Source organism: Pseudoduganella lutea (assembly GCF_004209755.1).
In the GTDB taxonomy this organism is placed as follows: domain Bacteria; phylum Pseudomonadota; class Gammaproteobacteria; order Burkholderiales; family Burkholderiaceae_D; genus Rugamonas; species Rugamonas lutea.
In genome coordinates this window covers 6909323-6929125 of the sequence record NZ_CP035913.1, presented here as the reverse complement: position 1 = coordinate 6929125, position 19803 = coordinate 6909323, and the positions used below count along the sequence as shown (strand labels likewise).

At 63.0% G+C, this 19803-nt stretch carries 17 protein-coding genes and 1 tRNA gene; 12 read left to right on the top strand and 6 right to left on the bottom strand.

What is annotated here, in order from left to right; genetic code table 11:
* Window positions 1-494 precede the first annotated feature (494 nt).
* Window positions 495-1193, top strand: coding sequence for an SMI1/KNR4 family protein (locus tag EWM63_RS29280; RefSeq protein WP_130189662.1), 699 nt, complete (start codon window positions 495-497; stop codon window positions 1191-1193).
* 217 nt (window positions 1194-1410) lie between these two features.
* On the opposite strand, the gene EWM63_RS29275 is transcribed toward EWM63_RS29280, so the two are convergent.
* Entirely contained in the window at window positions 1411-3645 is a 2235-nt protein-coding gene (locus EWM63_RS29275; protein ID WP_130189661.1) for a putative bifunctional diguanylate cyclase/phosphodiesterase, read from the bottom strand.
* Between the two features lie 207 nt (window positions 3646-3852).
* On the opposite strand from EWM63_RS29275, the gene aroC reads away from it, so the two are divergent.
* Window positions 3853-4956: a chorismate synthase gene (gene aroC, locus EWM63_RS29270; protein WP_130189660.1), complete on the top strand. Its 1104-nt coding sequence runs from the start codon at window positions 3853-3855 to the stop codon at window positions 4954-4956.
* A gap of 21 nt (window positions 4957-4977) precedes the next feature.
* Here the strand turns inward: aroC and EWM63_RS29265 are convergent, their stop codons facing one another.
* Both EWM63_RS29265 and EWM63_RS29260 read right to left on the bottom strand, forming a co-directional pair.
* Window positions 4978-6477, bottom strand: a complete 1500-nt coding sequence (locus EWM63_RS29265) for an HDOD domain-containing protein (protein ID WP_130189659.1) — start codon at window positions 6475-6477, stop codon at window positions 4978-4980.
* Window positions 6474-8171 (bottom strand): putative bifunctional diguanylate cyclase/phosphodiesterase, encoded by a 1698-nt coding sequence (locus tag EWM63_RS29260; protein WP_229487570.1) that lies wholly within the window; start codon window positions 8169-8171, stop codon window positions 6474-6476. Before EWM63_RS29260 ends, EWM63_RS29265 begins: the two co-directional genes overlap by 4 nt.
* Window positions 8172-8718: 547 nt before the next feature.
* Here EWM63_RS29260 and upp point away from each other — a divergent pair.
* The 3 genes from upp to EWM63_RS29245 all read left to right on the top strand — a co-directional run bounded on the left by upp (window position 8719) and on the right by EWM63_RS29245 (window position 10332).
* Window positions 8719-9369, top strand: a complete 651-nt coding sequence (gene upp, locus EWM63_RS29255; protein ID WP_130189657.1) for a uracil phosphoribosyltransferase — start codon at window positions 8719-8721, stop codon at window positions 9367-9369.
* A gap of 2 nt (window positions 9370-9371) precedes the next feature.
* Window positions 9372-9725, top strand: a complete 354-nt coding sequence (locus EWM63_RS29250) for an Hpt domain-containing protein (RefSeq protein WP_130189656.1) — start codon at window positions 9372-9374, stop codon at window positions 9723-9725.
* Between the two features lie 403 nt (window positions 9726-10128).
* Window positions 10129-10332 carry a cold-shock protein gene (locus EWM63_RS29245; protein ID WP_130189655.1) on the top strand — a complete coding sequence of 68 codons (204 nt, stop codon included), beginning with the start codon at window positions 10129-10131 and terminating at the stop codon, window positions 10330-10332.
* 455 nt (window positions 10333-10787) lie between these two features.
* On the opposite strand, the gene EWM63_RS29240 is transcribed toward EWM63_RS29245, so the two are convergent.
* Window positions 10788-11696 carry a LysR family transcriptional regulator gene (locus tag EWM63_RS29240; protein ID WP_130189654.1) on the bottom strand — a complete coding sequence of 303 codons (909 nt, stop codon included), beginning with the start codon at window positions 11694-11696 and terminating at the stop codon, window positions 10788-10790.
* A 115-nt stretch (window positions 11697-11811) separates the two neighbouring features.
* Here EWM63_RS29240 and aceB point away from each other — a divergent pair, with 115 nt between their 5' ends.
* Window positions 11812-13401 carry a malate synthase A gene (aceB, locus tag EWM63_RS29235; RefSeq protein ID WP_130189653.1) on the top strand — a complete coding sequence of 530 codons (1590 nt, stop codon included), beginning with the start codon at window positions 11812-11814 and terminating at the stop codon, window positions 13399-13401.
* A 191-nt stretch (window positions 13402-13592) separates the two neighbouring features.
* Here the strand turns inward: aceB and EWM63_RS29230 are convergent, their stop codons facing one another.
* Window positions 13593-14240: a 2-hydroxychromene-2-carboxylate isomerase gene (locus EWM63_RS29230; protein WP_165390988.1), complete on the bottom strand. Its 648-nt coding sequence runs from the start codon at window positions 14238-14240 to the stop codon at window positions 13593-13595.
* A 26-nt stretch (window positions 14241-14266) separates the two neighbouring features.
* The gene (gloB, locus tag EWM63_RS29225) at window positions 14267-15094 is read right to left on the bottom strand and encodes a hydroxyacylglutathione hydrolase (RefSeq protein ID WP_130190681.1); all 828 of its coding nucleotides are present in this window, start codon (window positions 15092-15094) and stop codon (window positions 14267-14269) included.
* A 115-nt stretch (window positions 15095-15209) separates the two neighbouring features.
* Here gloB and EWM63_RS29220 point away from each other — a divergent pair, with 115 nt between their 5' ends.
* The 6 genes from EWM63_RS29220 (at window position 15210) to EWM63_RS29195 (ending at window position 19801) form a co-directional block, all read left to right on the top strand.
* A complete protein-coding gene (locus tag EWM63_RS29220) occupies window positions 15210-15980 on the top strand; it encodes a class I SAM-dependent methyltransferase (protein WP_130189651.1) in 771 nt (256 codons plus the stop codon).
* Window positions 15973-16413: a ribonuclease HI gene (gene rnhA, locus EWM63_RS29215; RefSeq protein ID WP_130189650.1), complete on the top strand. Its 441-nt coding sequence runs from the start codon at window positions 15973-15975 to the stop codon at window positions 16411-16413. Before EWM63_RS29220 ends, rnhA begins: the two co-directional genes overlap by 8 nt.
* A gap of 78 nt (window positions 16414-16491) precedes the next feature.
* Window positions 16492-17190: a DNA polymerase III subunit epsilon gene (dnaQ, locus tag EWM63_RS29210; RefSeq protein WP_130189649.1), complete on the top strand. Its 699-nt coding sequence runs from the start codon at window positions 16492-16494 to the stop codon at window positions 17188-17190.
* Window positions 17191-17242: 52 nt separating this feature from the next.
* A tRNA-Val gene (locus EWM63_RS29205) sits at window positions 17243-17317 on the top strand.
* Window positions 17318-17582: 265 nt separating this feature from the next.
* Window positions 17583-18701, top strand: coding sequence for a DUF2169 family type VI secretion system accessory protein (locus tag EWM63_RS29200; protein WP_130189648.1), 1119 nt, complete (start codon window positions 17583-17585; stop codon window positions 18699-18701).
* Window positions 18698-19801 carry a hypothetical protein gene (locus EWM63_RS29195; protein WP_130189647.1) on the top strand — a complete coding sequence of 368 codons (1104 nt, stop codon included), beginning with the start codon at window positions 18698-18700 and terminating at the stop codon, window positions 19799-19801. The genes EWM63_RS29200 and EWM63_RS29195 overlap by 4 nt, the downstream gene beginning before the upstream one ends.
* The last annotated feature ends 2 nt before the right edge of the window (window positions 19802-19803 follow it).

The window sequence follows — 19803 nt, the reverse complement described above, 5'->3', positions numbered from 1 at the left end:
TGCTGATGTCCGTTGCCCTAAATGTCGGAGCAGATGCGAGTTCTATATAACACCACGGGAGACGTTTGCTAAAGACGAGCAGTCCGGCGGTTACAGCCTGCTGCAAATACCGATTGAAGGAAATGTACTTGGCAAGGGAGCCTGCACCGTATGTAGTAATAGCTTTTCTGCTATCCAGTGGCCCCAGGACGCATACTTTTCTGTTGAGGTTCACGGCGGAACCGTGTGGGCGTGGAACACGACATACTTAACGGCTTTGCGAGCCCGAGTCGCTGGCGACAGGGTCCTGGAGCGACAGCTAGCAGCTTCCAACGGATATTTGCACTACTTTCTCGCCAGAATACCAAAGCAAGCTGTCGTGAAGCACAATAGAGCCCGCCTGCTGCGGACGCTTGATGAGTGGCTCTGTCGTGCAACGTTGTCCTGCTCACGGCGGAGCTAAAGGATTACCTAATGAATCAGCGACGTCTGCTTCGGGGCGGTAGCTGACAGTCGTGAAAGTCTGGGACTTTCCGGTTCGGCAACCTGCTATGCTTCGGCGAAGGGACGAGTTCGGCCAGAAGCAGACGCTGAAACCATATTTACAAAGGATTTTGATGTCAAAGGCAGCTTCAGTCTGCGCATTCATGAAATGGGCGGATGCGGAACTTCCAGACGATTATCTCGACCTTCTAAGAATGCGCGGAGGCGAATTCTGTAACGACCTAGTTCGTTTGTATTCTTCCGATGAACTCATCGAAAGAAACGAAACCAATGAGGCAAAAAAATATTGTCCCGGTTTCATCGCGATAGGAGACGACAGCGGCGGGCAAGCGATTGTGATCGCAGTTGGCAAGGCTCCTGGTGCCGTATATCTTGTAGACCAGGGATCAATGCATCCAGATGACTTCGATGTCATTGCGCCCGACCTGAATACTTGGGTAGCCGAGGGGTGCATGATAGCGGGTTCACAGGAGGGTCCTTCCAGCTATCGCTTCAGTGTCAGATTCAAAGGCAAGCCCACGCTGCAAGCACTGAAAGTCTTACGCGAACTTTCGCCCCTTGCCAAGGCGATGAGCCTCGTCGATCTTATGAATATCTTCTCCGGTAATCGATCGTTCAATTTCGGATTGGTCGCAGAACTCCGACGAGCAGAGACACTGCCTGGCCTCGTAGACGCGGGGTTTCTCGTCACTCAGGAAACTGATGAGTAATAGCTGGCTTGATCACAGGCACTGAAAACGTCCGCGTTGAGGCGAAAGCCGTCGTACACTAGACAATCAACCGGTTGTGACAGGCCGGTTTGGGTCGGAAACCGTCGTACACTCTACGGCCGAGTTCGGCCAGCAGCAGACCTCAGTCAACATCGGCCTGCTGCTAGATTAAATATCAAATAGGGAAGATTTTCAGGACGGCGTCTTGCGCTGGCCGTCACGCCCGCTGCAGGGCCTCGCCGGCCAGCCAGCCGGACAGGTCGTCGGCGGCCATCGGCCGGGCAAACAGGAAGCCCTGCGCGAGCGGGCAGCCCAGCTGTTGCAGCACCCGGGCCTGCAGCTCGTCCTCGACGCCTTCGGCAACGACGGACAGGCCGAGGTTGCGGCCCAGCTGGATCACCATTTCCGCAATGCTGCTGCCCCGCGTGGCGCCGGTGATCTCGGTCACGAACGCGCGGTCGATCTTCAGGCGGTCGACCTGCAGGCGCTGCAGGTGGGACAGCGATGAAAAGCCCGTGCCGAAGTCGTCGATGGCGATCTGCACGCCGGTTTCCTTGACTTGCGCCAGCATTTCAATGAAAGTTTCGGGCTCCTCCATCGCCATCGATTCCGTGATCTCCAGTTCGACGTGGCAGGGCGGGGCGCCCGTGTCGGCCAGCGCCTGGCGCAGCATCTGCAGGAACTGCGGGTGGCGGAACTGCACCTGGGACACATTGACGGACATCGTGAAGTCGGTGTGCCCCGCGGCATGCAGGTTGACGAGCTCGACGCAGGCCGTGCGCAGTACCCATTCGCCGATATCGATGATCAGGCCCGAATACTCGGCGATCGGAATGAAGCGGTCCGGCGGCACGAACTTGCCGTCCGCTGTGCGCCAGCGCAGCAGTGCCTCGGCGCCGACGGCACGGCGCGTGGCCAGGTCGATCTGCGGCTGGTAGGCGAGGAACAGTTCATGCGTGCTGAACGCGGTGCGCAGCGCATGCATCATGCGCACCCGTTCTCGGATTTCCACGCCCATGTTGCGGGTGAAATAGAAATGGCCAGCGCGTTGCTGCGACTTGGCGCGCTTGAGCGCGATGTCCGCATCCTTCAGGGCATCGGTGCCGCTGCCGTCGTGCTCGGCCAGGCGCACCAGGCCGAGCGTGGCCGATACCTGCACGGTTTGCCCGTCGATCTCGAAGGGCTGCTGGAACAGCGGCAGGATGCCGCCCGGATGCACCTGGGCAGCATCGCCGAGGACGCAGAAGATGTCGCCGCCGATCCTTGCCACGGTCAGATGGCGGCCCAGGCTGTCCTGCAGCCGGGCCGCCACGGCAGCCAGCAGGCCGTCGCCGAAGGCATGGCCCAGTGCGTCGTTCGTTTCGGCGAAATGGTCGAGGTCGACGAGGCACAGCGTGGTGGTGTCGCGCGCCGCGCTGGCCAGCGTGCTGTCGAGAATTTCGATCAGGCGGGTCCGGTTCGGCAGTTTCGACAGCGTGTCGTAGAACGCCGCCTCGTGCAGGTGCCACATCAGTTCGACATTGTCGAGGCCGACGGCGACATTGGCGGCGAACACGTCGAGCAGCCTGCGTTCAAGCTCGTCCGGTTGCCGCGCCACCTCGAGCAACGCGACGAACACGCGGCAAGCCTTGCCGGCCAGGTGCAGGGCCACCACGCCGTCGCCATACTCGTTGCGCCGCCCGGCCAGCGCGCTGGCCACGGCGGGCGGCAGCGGCGGATCGGTCTCCGGCCCGAGCTGGCGGCCCTCGCAGGCTTGCCACGCGCCGCAGGCGGCCACCACCTGCGTCATGCCTCTTTCATCCTGCACGCACACCAGGCCGCTGGCCGGCTGGCCGAGCAGGGCCGCGCCCTGGGCGAGAACGCCGGCGGCAAAGTTGCGCACGCCATGCAGCGCCATCAGCGCGGTGCCGGCATCGACGATGCGGTTGAGGCCGCGGCGGCTGTCGTCGATGCGGCGGATCTGTTCGTAGGAACGCAGCGCCGCCGTCACCGTCGTGTACAGCTTGATGCGGGTGAGTTCGGACTTGGTCTTGTAGTCGTTGATGTCGAAATCGCGGATCGCGTCGATCTCCGGCGCATAACCGGGCTGCCCCGTGCGCAGGATGATGCGCACGTCCGCCAGTTTCAGCGTCTCGCGGATGTGGCGCACGAGGTGCAGGCCGGCATCATCCTGTTCCATCACCACGTCAAGCAGGATGACGGCGATGTCGGGCTCGCGTGCCAGCACGTCGCGCGCTTCGGCAGCCGAGTAGGCGTGCACGAACTCGAGCGGGCGGCCCTGGATGTCCAGGTTACCCAATGCAAAGGTCGTGGTCGAATGCACATCCGCATTGTCATCGACGATCATCACCCGCCATGCGCGGCGTGGCGCCGCGGCCGGCTGCTGGGGCGGCTCGTCCAGGAAGACCAGTTCGTCCTGGACGGTGCCGATGGGAGTGCTCGTAGGGGGCATGCGTCCTTCTCCAGATCGTGTCGTCCGGTCCCTTTATAGCGGATTGGGCGGGATGCCGGCGCAACTTCCGCATTATAAGCTGCATAGGAATTGCCGACTAGAAATTGTTACATTTGTGGCGTGATAGGCGCTATTCGCCGATTGGCTGGATCAGCCGATGCTAAAGCGGTAAAATTGCCAGTTCCTCCGCTCACTCAGATTGATCTCATGTCCGGCAATTCCTTTGGCAAGCTGTTCACGGTAACCACTTTTGGCGAATCTCACGGACCAGCGATCGGCTGCGTGATCGATGGCTGCCCGCCGGGCCTGGCCCTGACCGAAGCCGATATCCAGCCGGAACTGGACCGGCGCAAGCCCGGCACGTCGCGCCACGTGACCCAGCGCCAGGAGCCCGATGCGGTACAGATCCTGTCCGGCGTGTATGAAGGCTTCACGACCGGCACGCCGATCGCACTGCTGATCCGCAACGAGGACCAGCGCAGCAAGGACTACGGCAATATCGTGGAAAGCTTCCGTCCCGGCCACGCCGACTACACGTATTGGCACAAGTATGGCGTGCGCGATCCGCGTGGCGGCGGCCGCTCGTCGGCGCGGCTTACGGCACCCGTGGTGGGCGCCGCGGCGATCGCCAAGAAATGGTTGAAGGAGCAGTACGGCACCGAGTTTGCCGGCTGCATGCGCCAGCTGGGCGATATCGCGGTGCCGTTCCAGGATTTCGCGCACGTGTCCGCCAATCCGTTCTTTGCGGCGACCGCCGATGCGGCGCTGATCGCGCAGATGGAAACGTATATGGACGAACTGCGCAAGGCCGGCGATTCGATCGGTGCGCGCATCGACGTGGTGGCAAGGAACGTGCCGGTGGGCCTGGGCCAGCCGATCTACGACAAGCTCGATGCCGATATCGCCTATGCGATGATGGGCATTAACGCGGTGAAGGGCGTGGAAATCGGTGCCGGCTTCGCCTCGGTTGCGCAGCGCGGTTCCGAGCATGGCGACGAGCTGACCCCGCAGGGCTTCGTCGGCAACCATGCCGGCGGCGTGCTGGGCGGGATCTCGACGGGACAGGACATCACGGTATCGATCGCGATCAAGCCCACGTCGTCGATCCGCACGCCGCGTCGTTCCATCGACAAGGCGGGCAACCCGGTGACGGTGGAAACCTTCGGCCGCCACGACCCCTGCGTGGGCATTCGCGCCACGCCGATCGCCGAAGCCATGCTGGCGCTGGTGTTGATGGACCACGCGCTGATGCACCGCGCCCAGTGCGGCGACGTGCGGGTGGCCACGCCGGATATCGCCGGCAAGCACTGAGGCAAGGCAAAGGACGCGCCGTCAAGCGGCGCGGCTGTTCATCATTTCAAGCTGGTGTCGCCGTTCGATGGCCTTCACCACGAGCGCGCGCAAATCGTTCAGCAGTGCGAATTCCGTTTGCGACAACTGGATCGGCGGGAATGTCTCATCCCAGTCCCCATACAGGAATCCGGCCGGCTGGCCGTTCGCCGACAACGGCAGGATGACGAAGCTGCGCGCTTCGGCAAGGCCGGCCTTCCACCACTGCGGCAGCTTGGCCGCGAATTTCGGATCCCGGGCGTTTTCGATGAAGATCACGCGGTCGCTGTTCAGCGCCGCGTGGAACACGTTTGGTTCGTAGGCATCGTCGAACGCCATGGCCGCCAGCCGGTCCTTCGGCACGGGGCCAAAGCACATGCGCGCCGCATAGCGGTTTTCGCGGCGGTTGCGCACGAAGGCCACGGCGCGCGAAAAATCGAGTCCCTTGTAGACCGTCTCCAGCGCCGCGGACACCATCTGGCCCGGGCTGGCGGTGGCGACCATGTCCTGCATGTCCGCCAGGCCGCTTTGCAGCAAGCGGTTGCCGGCGGCGCGCTGGCGCGTCCTGGCCAGTGTCCGGGCGCGGCGTTCCAGCGGTTTCGACAGTGGCGCGATGGCCAGCTCCTCGGCCGCCGTTTCACGCGCCTGGGCGATGGCGCCGCGCACCTGTTCCAGGTCCAGGCCCAGCAGCGGTGCAAACGCGGCGCAGACGTGTTCGATTTCGGCCGCGCCCGCTTCATCATCGTGCCACATCGAAGCGGCGCAGTGCCGCGCCAGCGTGGCAATGCCCGCTACCCAGTCGGCGGCGCCCAGCGGTTCGGGCGCCTCGTCCGGCCCGGCCGCTTCGACGATGCGCATGCCCGCCACGAGGTTGCGAGGCAGGTTCCAGCGGCCGGCGGCGGCCATGCCGATGTCCGATAGCGTGAGGCCTAGCAGTGCCGGCGCCGCGGCATCCTCGCCGCCGGGACCGCCGCACTGTTGCAGCTTGACCCAGTGCTCGGGGAGATAGAAGGTGACCATCATGCGGCCGAGCGTGTGCAGCATCGAGCACACGACGGCCTGTTCCGTTTGCGGGCTGTGCACGGTGGCGGCGATTTCGCGCGCGACCAGGCCGGCCAGCACGGCCTTTTCCATCTCGATGTGCGCGTGCGTGGACTCGGCGCCGCCGGTGGAAAGCTCTTCGACGAGCTTCAGCCCCAGGGCCAGGTGCCCGATCGCTTCCGTGCCCAGCACGAGTACGGCCTTGCTGACGGTGTTGACATGCTGGCCGAATGCCGAATACATGCTGCTGTTCGCCAGGCGCAGCACCTTGTTGGTGAGCACGGGGTCCGACAGCACCGTTTCGGTCATGCAGAATTCGCCGTCCTCCTCGCCGCGCATCGCGCCGAGCACGGCGCCAATCGCTTTCGCGAACCCGGGCATGTCGCCCTGGCGCCGCGTGCGTTCCCACAGCAGGGCCAGCGTCTGCTCGCCCAGGGCGGTGACATGGCTGTCGGCGCTCATTGCACGGCCCTTGCCACGTCGGCGTAGTGGCTTTCGGTGAGCGCGGCGATCGCCACGTTCGCGGCCATCGGCTTGCCGGTGAGGTAGCCCTGCACATAGCGGCAGCCCCGATCATTCATATAGGCCATCTGCTCCTCCGTTTCCACGCCTTCGGCGACGACGGACAGCGACAGGTGGCGCGCCAGGTCCAGTACCGCATTGCAGATCGCGCCATCCTTCTGCGATGCCGGCAAGTCGCGGATGAAGGCGCGGTCGATCTTCAGCACCGAGATCGGGAAGCGCTTCAGGTAGGCAAGCGAGGAATAGCCGGTGCCGAAATCGTCGATCGCGATCCGCGCCCGGCGCTCGGCCATCTTGCCGAGGATCGTTTCGGCATGGGTGGGGTCGATCATCAGCGTGCCTTCGGTAATTTCCAGCACGAGGTGTTCGCCGGACACACCGGAATAGGAGATGGCATCGTCTAGCACGTCGAGAAACTTGTCGTTGCGAAATTGGCGGGGGCTGATATTAACAGACATGTACAACGGTCGTTTGGCCGCCTCCTGGAATTGCTTCAGCTGCACGCAGGCCGCCTTCAGCGCCCACGCCCCCAGCAGGTTGATCAGGCCGTTGGTCTCGGCGATCGGAATGAACTTGGCCGGCGATACCATGCCCAGCGTGGGGTGCTTCCAGCGCATCAGCGTTTCAAAGCCTTCGATCGCGCGCGTGCGCGCATCGACGATCGGCTGGTAGTGCAGCATGAACTCGCCGTCGCGCACCGCCTGGAACATGGCCGCTTCCAGCGAGATATCGTGCTCGGACAAGCTGTCGTGGCGCGGGTTGTAGACGACGCAGCGGGCCTTGCCCGTCTGCTTGGCGCGCGACAGCGCAGCGTCGGCCAGCGCGACCAGTCGCACTTCGTCCTCCGCGTGCTGCGGGTAGACGGCCACGCCGAGCGAAGCGCCCACGTAGATGGTGTGCGCATCGATTTCAAACGGCGCCTGCAAGGTGGCCTGCAGCCGACCCGTCACGAGACGCACCTGTTGTTCGTTGAACGTGCCCGGCAATACCGCCACGAATTCATCGCCGCCCACGCGTGCCAGCGTATCGCTGTCGCGCAGTGTCTTGCGCAGCCGTGCGGCCGCCATACGCAGCACGGTATCGCCGACCGGGTGACCGAGGGCGTCGTTGACCTTCTTGAAACTGTCCAACCCGATCGTCGCGACGGTGAATCCCTGGCCGGAGCGGCGCGCCTGCGCGATCGTCATCCTGATCCGGTCCGACAGCAGCAGGCGGTTGGGCAGGCCGGTCAGCGCGTCGTGCGTTGCCATGTGCCGCAGGCGCTCCTCGGTGGCTTGCTGCGCCGACAGGTCGCGCCCGACCACCAGCACTTCCGTCGCGTCATCGGCGTTGCCGAACGTGGAAAAGCGCAGGTCGTACCATACCTCGTTGTCCGCCGCCTGCACGCGCAGGTCCAGCCGGGTGACGCCGCTGCTCGGCAATGTGGCGAGCGCGGTTTTCAAGGCGGCCCGGTCCAGGTCGGACACGAAGACTTCCAGCAATTGCCCGGCCAGGGGGCGCGCGGCACCCAGCAGGGTGGCGGCACGACGGCTGGCAAACAGGACATGGCCGTCAGGGGCGAGCCGGAACACGATGTCGCCGGCTTCCTCGAGCATGCCGTCGACAGCGTGCCGGGTGTTTTTCGGCAGGGGCATTGGTAAACTGGAAAGCATGGAGGGCGGTCGGCTGTCTGGTGATTCGTGGAGTGGCGTGATCAAAACGGACATAGGGCGACTGAATGCCATGGCGGCGCCGGTATGTTTCCGTGAATGTATCACTTTGCGGCGTGATTTTCATGTGGTAGGGCAACATTTTGCGGCATTTCAGGAAAAACGTTGCTTTATCGACTGAAAATCAGTACAGCTTTTATGTTGCGACATGGCCAGGCAGCCGTTCTTGTGCCGCACCGATGTCCGCCGTGGTGGCGAAGGGGGCTGGTTCGTCAACGGCAGCGCACACCAAATGCGCCGGTGCGGACGAGACGCGCAACGGCCTGCCGCCGATGCGCCAGGCGAGTCTGTTTGACATCACCGGGACGCGGGCGTGCAAGCCAGCCGGGGAAATGCTGCTGCTTCGGGCAGGCACCAGGGGCGCGAAGGGGGAGGGGACCGCCCCCGCCGGAGTTTTTTCCGGCCCGGCATGGACAGCGCGCATCGGGGACTGGGATAATGCGGGACACAAACCGCCTGTATTTCTGCCAACATGAAACAAGATCCGCGCTTCCCGAACCTTTTCATTACCGATCACCCGCTGATCCAGCACAAGCTGAGCCACATGCGTGACAAGGCGACGTCGACCCGCACGTTCCGCGAGCTGCTGAAGGAAATCACGCTGCTGATGGGCTATGAAATCACCCGCGACCTGCCACTGACCACGCGCGAGATCGAAACGCCCTTGATGACGGTCGATGCGCCTGTCATCGCCGGCAAGAAACTTGCCGTGGTGCCGATCCTGCGTGCCGGCATTGGCATGAGCGATGGCCTGCTGAACCTCGTGCCGTCGGCGCGTGTCGGCCACATCGGTGTATTCCGGGACCCGGAAACGCATCACCCGGTCGAATACCTGGTGCGCCTGCCGGATCTGGTCGACCGCACGTTCATCCTGTGCGACCCGATGGTTGCCACCGGAAACTCGGCCGTGCATGCCATCGATGTGCTGAAGAACCGCGGCGTGGGCGACGACCAGATCATTTTCCTCGCGCTGGTAGCGGCACCAGAGGGCATCGAGGTCGTGCAGAAGGCGCACCCGGGCGTGAAGATCTATTGCGCCTCGCTCGATTCCCACCTGAACGACCACGCCTACATCGTTCCGGGCCTGGGCGATGCCGGCGACCGCATCTTCGGTACCAAGTAAGAATGGCCACGCCGCTCGATCCGAACTACCGGGCCCGCCTGCAGGCGCTTGGCGACATGTTTGCTGCGAGCATTCCCACGCGAATGGCGGCAATCGCCGATGCGCTGGCCGCCGCCGGCATGTCGCCGGACCGCGCGAAGCTGGAAACGCTGCACCATGCGCTGCATACCGTGGCCGGCTCGGCCGGCTCTTTTGGCTTCACGGTACTTGGGGAACAGGCCCGGCGGCTGGAACAGGCGGTGCGTGGCGTGATGGATGGCGGGCCCGGCTGGCAGCTACTGGTGCCGGAAATCCAACACTATCTCGATTGGGCGCGAAATGATGCCCGCAATACGGCTTTTCCCGCGCACGATTGATTTTAGTCAAACAGTCACGGCTGATATTGTCTATAGTTACACATATGCCGTACGACGCGAGGGCACTCTTGCGAGGCAGCCATTTTGAGGGGGATCGTTCCTCGAATTGTCGTCTCTTGATTTGTCGTCTCCCGAGTCGGGAAAGCGTCGAGATTCATTGATCAGCAGCATTCTCAGCCCGATTTGACGGCTTTTTTGCTGCGGTTCCTGTGATTCTCGTCACTTTTCACTCGACAGTAGCGAATATTTTCGCGAAATCGTGCCTCACGACGTGCTTTTGTCGCTGTATTCGGTATAATGCGGGATCGTTTAGATTCAAGGGTAGTGCAGTTTGTCTGCCATTGCATACTTGCTTCAAACGATATCACGGGCGCAAGCTCATTTAACTGTAATAGGAATTGTAATGGCAACTGGTATCGTAAAATGGTTCAATGATTCGAAGGGTTTTGGCTTCATCACCCCTGACGAAGGCGGCGAAGATCTGTTCGCTCACTTCTCGGCGATCCAATCCGCTGGCTTCAAATCGCTGCAAGAGAACCAGCGCGTATCCTTCGATGTGACCGCCGGCCCTAAGGGCAAGCAAGCATCGAACATTCAGCCTCTGTAATACGCTGAATCTAACGACACAAAAAATCCTCGGTTTCCGAGGATTTTTTTTTGCCCGAATTTTGCTGTGGCGTCCTGTTTTGAGTGGCTCTAGTGGTAAGTAATATTGACGTTTGGAATCGGCTGGGTCTTGTTGGTAATATCTAGAACGTGCTGCAGAGCCTCAGCGCCGGGGAGTGTGGATGTCCGTCTCGTCCGATGAACCTGCTCGGAGCGCAGGCTGTCGCGGGCATGCGGAGTGGCAGCCGGTGCGTGCCCCCGGCAGATAGCAGGTCCATCGCGCATTGCGAGCGAATCTGCATTCGGGACGCAACGCACGGATTCCGAGGCGCAACGCGTCGGCATGATGCACGTTTCCTCCTCACACCAAGCCTCGTCGCACCTCGTTGCCTTACCCCTCTGCTGGTTGCCTTAACCCGTCGACCCTGAGCTGTTACAAGCTGACTTGTTGCAACCTTACCCCTTGGGCCAGTAGCCGGGCTGCGAATAGGTGCGCCGCAAGAAGTCGACGAAGGCACGGATCCTGAGCGGCAGGTGCCGCCGCTGGGCAAACACGGCGTAGATATCGTCATTACCCGGCGCCGTGTAGTCGTCCAGCACCGTGACGAGCCTGCCGGCATCGATGTCGGCACCAACTTCCCACAGCGAGCGCCAGCCCAGCCCTTTGCCGGCCAGGACCCAGTCGTGCAGCACGGCGCCGTCGTTGCAGCTCATTTTTCCGGTCACGCGCAACGTCACATTCTTGCTGCCGTCGCGAAAAGTCCAGCCGCGCTGGCTGCCGGCGCTGCTGATCGCCATGCAGTTGTGGCGCGTCAGGTCATCGAGCGTCTTGGGCACACCGTGGCGCTGGAAGTAGGCCGGGGCGCCGACGACGACGCGCCGGTTGTCCGCCAGTTTCAAGCTGACGAGGTTCGAATCTTCCAGCGTGGCGATACGGATCGCCACGTCCACGCCTTCGCCGATCAGGTCGACCACGCGGTCGTTCAGGTTCAGCGTTACGGTCACGTCGCGATGTTCGGCCACGAATGACGGAATCAGCGGCGCCACGTGGCGCCGGCCGAACCCGGCGGGGGCTGAAATGAGCAGGTGGCCCGTAGCGCGTGCGCTACGTTCTGCCGCGGCCGCCTCGGCGCTTTCCAAATCCGCCAGGATGCGCTGGCAATCCTCGAGGAACGCTGCGCCTTCGTCCGTGAGCGCGAGCTTGCGCGTGGTACGCTGTAGCAGCTTCACCCCCAGGCGCTGTTCCAGCGCATCGAGGCGGCGGCCGATCACGGCCGGTGCGATACCTTCGGCGCGGGCCGCGGCGGACAGGCTGCCACGTGCCACCACTTCCACGAAAGTGGAGATCTGTTTGAACTGAGCCATACTTTCGATTTATGACAAATTCGCACAGATGAAGTGATTATTTGTCTTGTTTAGATAAGTTTGCAGTCAATATACTGCAAGGCATCCAATTTCACCAGAGCACAAGGAGATCGACATGAGCATCACGTTACCGGCAGGTATGGAAATCACGGGCGACATCACGCCCGGTTTTGAAAACGTTCTGACGCCGGAAGCGCTGGCCCTGGTGGCAAAACTGTCGCGCGCCTTCGAGCCGCGGCGCCAGGAACTGCTGGCTGCCCGCGTGGAACGCGCCAAGCGCCTGGATGCTGGTGAACGCCCGGACTTCCTGGCAGAAACCGCGCACATCCGCGCCGGCGACTGGACCATTGCACCGATCCCGCAGGCGCTGCAGTGCCGCCGCGTGGAAATCACGGGCCCGGTCGATCGCAAGATGGTCATCAACGCGCTGAACTCGGGCGCCGACAGTTACATGACCGACTTCGAAGACTCCAACACGCCGAACTGGAACAACCAGATCACCGGCCAGCTCAACATGATCGATGCCGTGCGCAAGACGATCGCGCTGGAGCAGAACGGCAAGTCGTACAAGCTGAACGACAAGACGGCCACGCTGGTCGTCCGTCCGCGCGGCTGGCACCTCGATGAAAAGCACGTGCTGGTCGACGGCAATCGCATCTCCGGCGGCATCTTCGACTTTGCGCTGTTCATGTTCCATAACGCCCGCGAACAGCTGGCCCGCGGTGCCGGCCCGTATTTCTACCTGCCGAAGATGGAATCGCACCTGGAAGCGCGCCTGTGGAACGACATCTTCGTGATGACGCAGGACGAACTGGGCCTGCCGCAGGGCACGATCAAGGCAACGGTGCTGATCGAAACGATCGTTGCCGCCTTCGAGATGGACGAGATCCTGTACGAACTGCGTGAACACAGCGCCGGCCTGAACGCGGGCCGCTGGGACTATATCTTCAGCTGCATCAAGAAGTTCAAGATGGACAAGGATTTCTGCCTGGCCGATCGCCCGAAGGTGACGATGACGGCACCGTTCATGCGCTCCTACGCGCTGCTGCTGCTGAAGACCTGCCACAAGCGCAATGCGCCGGCGATCGGCGGCATGTCGGCCCTGATTCCAATCAAGAACGATGCCGAGAAAAATGCCGTGGCAATGGCCGGCGTGATCGGCGACAAGTCCCGCGATGCGACGGACGGCTACGACGGCGGCTGGGTTGCCCACCCGGGCCTGGTGGCACCGGCCATGGCGGAATTCGTCAAAGTGCTGGGCGACGCGCCGAACCAGATCGGCAAGCAGCGCCCGGACGTGGAAGTGACGGCGGCCGACCTGCTGAACTTCCAGCCGGAAGCGCCGATCACCGAGGCGGGCCTGCGCTATAACATCAACGTGGGCATCCATTACCTGGGCAGCTGGCTGGGCGGCAACGGCTGCGTGCCGATCCACAACCTGATGGAAGATGCGGCCACGGCCGAGATCAGCCGCTCGCAGGTGTGGCAATGGATCCGCTCGCCGAAGGGCGTGCTCGACGATGGCCGCAAGGTCACGGCCGAGATCGTGCGCACGATGATCACCGAGGAATTGCCGAAGATCAAGGAGTCGGCACCGGACGGCGCAAGCCCGAACTATGAACGGGCCGCGCAGATCTTCGAAGAAATGTCGACCTCCGAATCGTTCGCCGAGTTCCTCACGCTGCCGCTGTACGAAGAGATCTGAGATCCGATTCCCCGCCTGATGCCCTGCATCAGGGGGCGTCGAATGATCCGGCGAAGTCAAGCAATGCTGCGGCCCTGAGGCTGCGTTGAAATGCCCGGCAAGGCGCCAGCTTTGCCGGGCATTTTCGTATCGCTTCGCGAGATGTCGCGATTGATTCATCGGCGACCACCACGCCATTCCCCGATGACCCGCTAGGCCTCCCGCACGGCCAGCGCGGGTCGGGCCAGGAAGTTCTTCAGCTGCGCCTCGTCGATCCGGTGTCCGGCGATCCGCCGCAGCAACAGATCGATGCGGTCGCCACCCCAGAACAGCTCGCCCATATAGCTGAACGTGGGCACGCCGAACACACCGGCCGCCGCGGCGTTTTCCGTGGCATCGATCAGCGCCTGCTTGATGGCCGGTTCTGCCGCGTTGGCCACCAGGGCTTCGCCATTCAGGTCGCACTCGGCCGCCAATGCCTTCAATACGGCGGGACTGGAAATATCCAGCCCGCGTTCCCAGCACGCCTGCGACAGCATGAACGTGAAGCGGCGCCGGCTCGTCAGCGAACCGATCGCCAGGCACATCCGCAAGGCTAGCAGCGGGTTGAACGGGTGGCCCGGCGGCCCGCGAAACGGCAAACCGTGCGCATCGGCGATGCGCATCACGTCGCGAAACAGGAATTCCCGCTTGGCCGGCACTTCGGCCGGCCCTTTCGTGCCATGGGCCTTCAGCAGCCCGGCCAGCAGCACGGGTTCCATTTCGAGATGCACACCCGCAGCTTCGATACGGGCAATCTGTTTCGTTGCCAGCCACGCATAAGGGCTGATCGGGTCGTAATAAAAGCGGACTTTCTCCATGAGCTTTCCTGTGATGGTTATTTCCGTCAAAAAGTATTCTTCCATTCGCGCAGCGCTGCAAACACGGTCAGCGGCGCGGCGCTGTCCGGCGCCTTGCCTTCCGCCGCGAGATGCTGGGCAATGGTCGCTTCGCGGTAGCGCAGGAAGGGATTCGTTGCGCGTTCGATGGCAATCGTGCTGGGCACGGTAGGTTCACCGCGCTCCCGTTTGCCGCTTTCCACTTCCATGCGTGCCCGCAGCGCGCCGTTTCCGGGTTCGACCGCCAGCGCGAACCGCAGGTTCGACAGCGTGTACTCGTGTGCGCAAAAAACCTGTGTCTCGGGCGGCAAGGCCGCCAGCTTGTCCAGCGATGCCGCCATCTGCGCCGGCGTTCCCTCGAAAAGACGGCCACAACCGCCCGCAAACAATGTGTCACCACAAAACAGCCAGTGCCGCCCATCGCTTGCCGCACCGTCGCTGACATACGCGATATGGCCGTGCGTGTGGCCCGGCACATCGAGCACTTGCAGCGCCAGGTCGATGCCCGGCACCGTGATCCGGTCACCTTCGCCGAGCGGTTGCGTGACGGCGGCGATGCCATCGGCACGCGGGCCGAATACCGGCACATCGAACTCGCGCAGCAATTCAGGCACACCGCCAATGTGGTCACGATGGTGGTGGGTGAGTAAAATGGCGGTAAGCACCAGGCCACGGTCGCTCAGCATCGCCAGGATCGGCCCGGCATCGCCGGGATCGACCACGGCGGCGTAGCGTTCATCATGCACCAGCCACAGGTAATTGTCGTGAAAGGCCGGCACGGGTAGCACCTGCAGCGATGCAGCGGTTGATCCGGGTCGCGAAGTAGCTGGAATCATTGGTTGAATTCGATGTAGTACAGTAAAGAGAATACGCAGCGCAAGAACGATCAGCGAGCAATAAGCGAGCAAGAAGCGAGCAAGAAGCGAAGCGAACGTACAGCCAAGGAACCGCATGGATAGCGCCGCATCCGAAAAATCCATTATAGCGCTGGACAGCTGGCTTCAAACGCCGGCCGGCCGCTATGTGCTCGCATGGGAGCGAAGCCGGCTCGATGCGTTGACGGCCGACATTTTCGGCTACAACGCGCTGCAGATCGGCATGCCGCAGATCGATACGCTGGCGGCCAGCCGCATGCCGCACAAGTGGCTGGCCGATACGCTGCCAGGCCGCACCATCGAAACGCCTGCGTGGCCCGTTGCGCTGACACTCGACCCGATCGAATTGCCGTTTCCGTCGCAAAGCCTCGACCTGGTCGTGCTGCCGCACGTGCTGGAATATGCGACCGAACCGCACCAGGTGCTGCGCGAAGTGGAGCGGGTGCTGATCCCGGAAGGCCAGCTGATCATTTGCGGCTTCAACCCGGCGAGCCTGTGGGGCTTGCGGCAGCTGCGGGGCAGGGTCACCGGCACGCGTTACCTGCCGCGCGGCGAGCAGATTTCCATGCCGCGCATGAAGGACTGGTTAAAATTGCTGAACATGAGTGTCAGCCACAGCCACTTCGGCTGTTATGCTCCGGCCTGCCGCACCGAGCACTGGCTGGCGCGGTATGCCTTCATGGATCGCGCAGGCGAGCGCTGGTGGCCGTATTTCGGCGCCGTGTATCTCGTCCAGGCGATCAAGCGGGTCAAGGGCATGCGGCTGATCGGGCCCGCATGGAGCAGGAAAAAGGCAAAGTCGCCCGTGGCGGTGCCTGCAACGAACAAACACAAGGAACATGGATAAAGTCGAGATTTTTACGGACGGGGCTTGCAAGGGAAATCCCGGCACCGGCGGATGGGGCGCGCTGATGGTGGCGGGCGAAGCGCAAAAGGAATTGTTCGGTGGCGAGCTGAACACCACGAACAACCGGATGGAGCTGCAAGCCGTCATCGAATCGCTGAACGCATTGAAGCGGCCCTGCGAGGTGGTGCTTCACACGGACAGCCAGTACGTGCAGAAGGGTATCAGCGAATGGATCCACGGCTGGAAAATGCGCGGCTGGAAAACATCGACGAAGGAGCCCGTGAAAAACGCCGACCTGTGGCAGGCACTCGACCTGGCCCAGTCGGTACACAAGGTCGACTGGCGCTGGGTGCGCGGCCATAACGGCCACCCCGGCAACGAACGGGCCGACATGCTGGCCAACCGCGGCGTGGATGCCGTGCGCCGCAAGTAACCTCAACCTGCCGCGCAGTGCAAGTCTTGTCGTTGATCTTGTATACTGCGCGGCTGTCTTCTAGAAGCTTCCTGAACCATGCGCCAGATCGTCCTCGATACCGAAACCACCGGTATTAACCCCAAGCTGGGCAACCGTGTCATCGAGATCGGTTGCGTCGAGCTCGTCAACCGCAAACTGACCGGCAACAACTTCCACCGCTACCTCAACCCGGACCGCGACTCGGAAGAGGGCGCGCTCGCCGTGCACGGACTGACGACCGAATTCCTGGCCGACAAGCCGCGCTTCCGTGAAATCGCCGACGAGCTGCGCGAGTATATCCGCGGTGCCGAAGTCATCATCCATAACGCGCCGTTCGACCTGGGCTTCCTGAACCATGAATTCCGGATGCTGAACCTGCCGGCGTTCGACGAACACATCGGCGGCGTCATCGACACGCTTGTGCAGGCAAAAGAACTGCGCCCCGGCAAACGCAACTCGCTGGACGCCCTGTGCGACTTCTACGGCATCTCGAATGCACACCGCAAGCTGCACGGCGCACTGCTGGACGCCGAATTGCTGGCCGACGTGTACCTGGCCATGACCCGTGGGCAGAACAGCCTGGGCATGGACATCGAGGTGGAAGAAGTCACGTCCGGCGTCGACCTGGCGCAGGTGGCCCTGGCCGAAATCCTCGTCGTGCGCGCAGCGGCGGACGAAGTGGCCGCGCATGAAGACTTGCTCAATGGCCTGGACAAGGCCGTGAAGGGCACGTGCGTCTGGCGCACGCCGGCGTAGCGGAACTCGGCCTTGACCTGGCGCAAGGCGGAACCTATAATAGCGCTTCTTCGGGAGGTTAGCTCAGGGGTAGAGCACTGCATTCACACTGCAGGGGTCGCAAGTTCGAAACTTGCACTTCCCACCAGGATTCGTAGGAATATCAAAGGCTTGCAACGTTCGGTTGCAGGCCTTTTTTGTTTTTGCATGCAGCTTTAGCCTGGCTGAATGGTCCAGTGCCCCGCTCGACCGGCACTACGTGAACTTGTATTCGCCAACTCGGCATTGAGCGCCCGCAAAGTTATCATATATGCTACGATCGCGGATGGGCTGGGGTCGCCCGACGGTCACGGGTCATGTTGCGAACCGATCCGCAGTGCCGGTAAATGGGCCCGGACATTCTGAACGCCAACATGAACGTTGTCATCGATTCCAAGTACCTGGCCGCGGATACCGCTGTCGCGCTCGATGCCGCCGGCCGGGAGCACCTCGTCGTCGTGGCCAAGGCCACGTGGTCGATCCCCGCAAGCGGTCAGCGGCCCCGTCCCCAGATACCGCAGCCGCTGGTCCAGTCCGATATTTACGCGGGAGATCCGGGCCAGAGCGCGATGCTGTACGGCGCCGACTTCGCCCGGTTCAAGCCCCGCTGCGACATCCTGTTCAACGCCAGCGCCCACGCGCCCGATGGCGAGCCGGTGCCCGAGATCGTCGTGGCCTGGCAGGTGGGTGCCGTGCGCAAGGGGCTGCGCGTGCTGGGCCCCCGTGTGTGGCGCAGTCACATCGGCATCCTGACAATGAGCAAGCCCGAACCCTTCACAACGCTCCCGCTGCACCACGGATTCGCCTTTGGCGGCACCCGCACGCACGAGGATGGCGATGGCGAGAAGCTGTACGAAAGTTACCTGGAAAACCCGGCTGGTATTGGCTGGGCGGGGCCCGCGACGCGCAAGCAACTGCGGGACGCGCCGGCGCCGCGGCTGGAAGCACTCGACGACCCGATCCGCAACGCCCTGGGCAAGCACGCCCCCGCCGCCTTTTCCGCCATTGGCCGGCACTGGATGCCGCGCAAGGCCCATGCGGGCACCTACGATGACACCTGGCGGCGCGACGTGTTCCCATTGCTGCCCGAGGATTTCGACGAGCGTTACCACCAGTGCGCGCCGGAAGACCAGCAGATGGATTACCCGCAAGGCGGCGAGCCGGTCATTCTGCGCAACATGATGCCCGGCCGCCCCGACGTTCGCTTCTCCCTGCCGCCCATCAAGCGGCAAACGGTGCGGATCCTGCGCACGGATTACACGAACGAGGTACTGGAGGCCGTGCCGGACACCCTGTATTTCGAGCCCGACGAAAACCGCTTCTCCGTCGTCTGGCGGATCAGCACACCGATCAAGCGCCGGCAGCAGGAATTCGACACGGTCGCCATCGGCCCCGTCAGCGCCAGCTGGTGGAAGGCGAAGACACTGGGGCAGGGCGCGGGCTGTGCGGGCTGCGGCGGCGACCAGGGCGAGCTCGACGAGGTGAGCGCATGATCTGGGGTTTACGTTCCACCAAGGACGACAGCACGGCCCCGCAGGTTGCCAGCTGGGCACCGCTGCGCATTGCGGCACGGGCGATGTGCTGCGCAGTGGGCCACAACGCGGCCGCGGCCAGCGCCGCCATCAATGCGCGCGTCAATCATTTCAGGGAAACAGATTTCATGGAGGGCGGTTCGCGGATCGTTGGCGCCGCCCTGTATCGCGTCGACGCCTGGGGCGCCGAGCGCCTCGGCCTCATGCTGCGGGCCGCCATCGCCGAGATCATAACCAGTCAGCCGGGGATGGATACGGGCAAGGTGGCGCTTCTGGTGCTGGGCGCGGAAGCGGAGCGGCCCGGCATGGACAGCGAACGCGTGGCCGCCATCGTCGGTGAGTTGCTGGCCGAACTGCGGGAAGAGGGAGGCGAGTTTCACGTGCACTCCGGTTACCGGGCCGATGGTAAGGGCGGCGTGGGCAAGGCACTGGTCCAGGCAGCCTCGCTTCTCGCCGGCGCGGACGGTCCGGAGCAGGTACTGCTGGTGGCGGTCGATTCGCTGCTCGATGCCGGGGCCATCGAGAGCTTCCTGGAACAGGAACGCATCGCGACCACAAACAATCCCGACGGCTTCATCCCTGCAGAAGGTGCCGCAGCCATCCTGCTCGAACGCGCCAGCTCCGCGCAGCCGACACCGGCGTTGTGGATCGAGTCAGTCGCCGTCACACAGGAAGCATGGCGACTCGATTCGGACCTGCCCCTGCGGGCCACGGCGCTGACGCAGGCGATCCGTAACGCCACGGAAGCGGCCCATTGCCAGCTCGCGTCGCTCGACTTCCACGCCAGCGGCATGACGGGGGAGAGCTGGTATGCCAAAGAAGTGAGCATGGCGCTGGCGCGCTGCATGGAACACAAGAAGGAAGCGTTCCCCCATCTGATGGTGGCACGTAACGTTGGGGAGACGGGCGCTGCCAGTCCCGTGCTGACACTTGCATGGCTCGCTTCGCTGATGGCCCATCCGTTCTTTAGCCCCGGGAAATCTGCGCTGCTGCATTTCGCCGGCGATGATGGCGGGCGTACGGCCATGGTGGTCCGCCTGCGCGAGCAGCAGGCCATTTGACT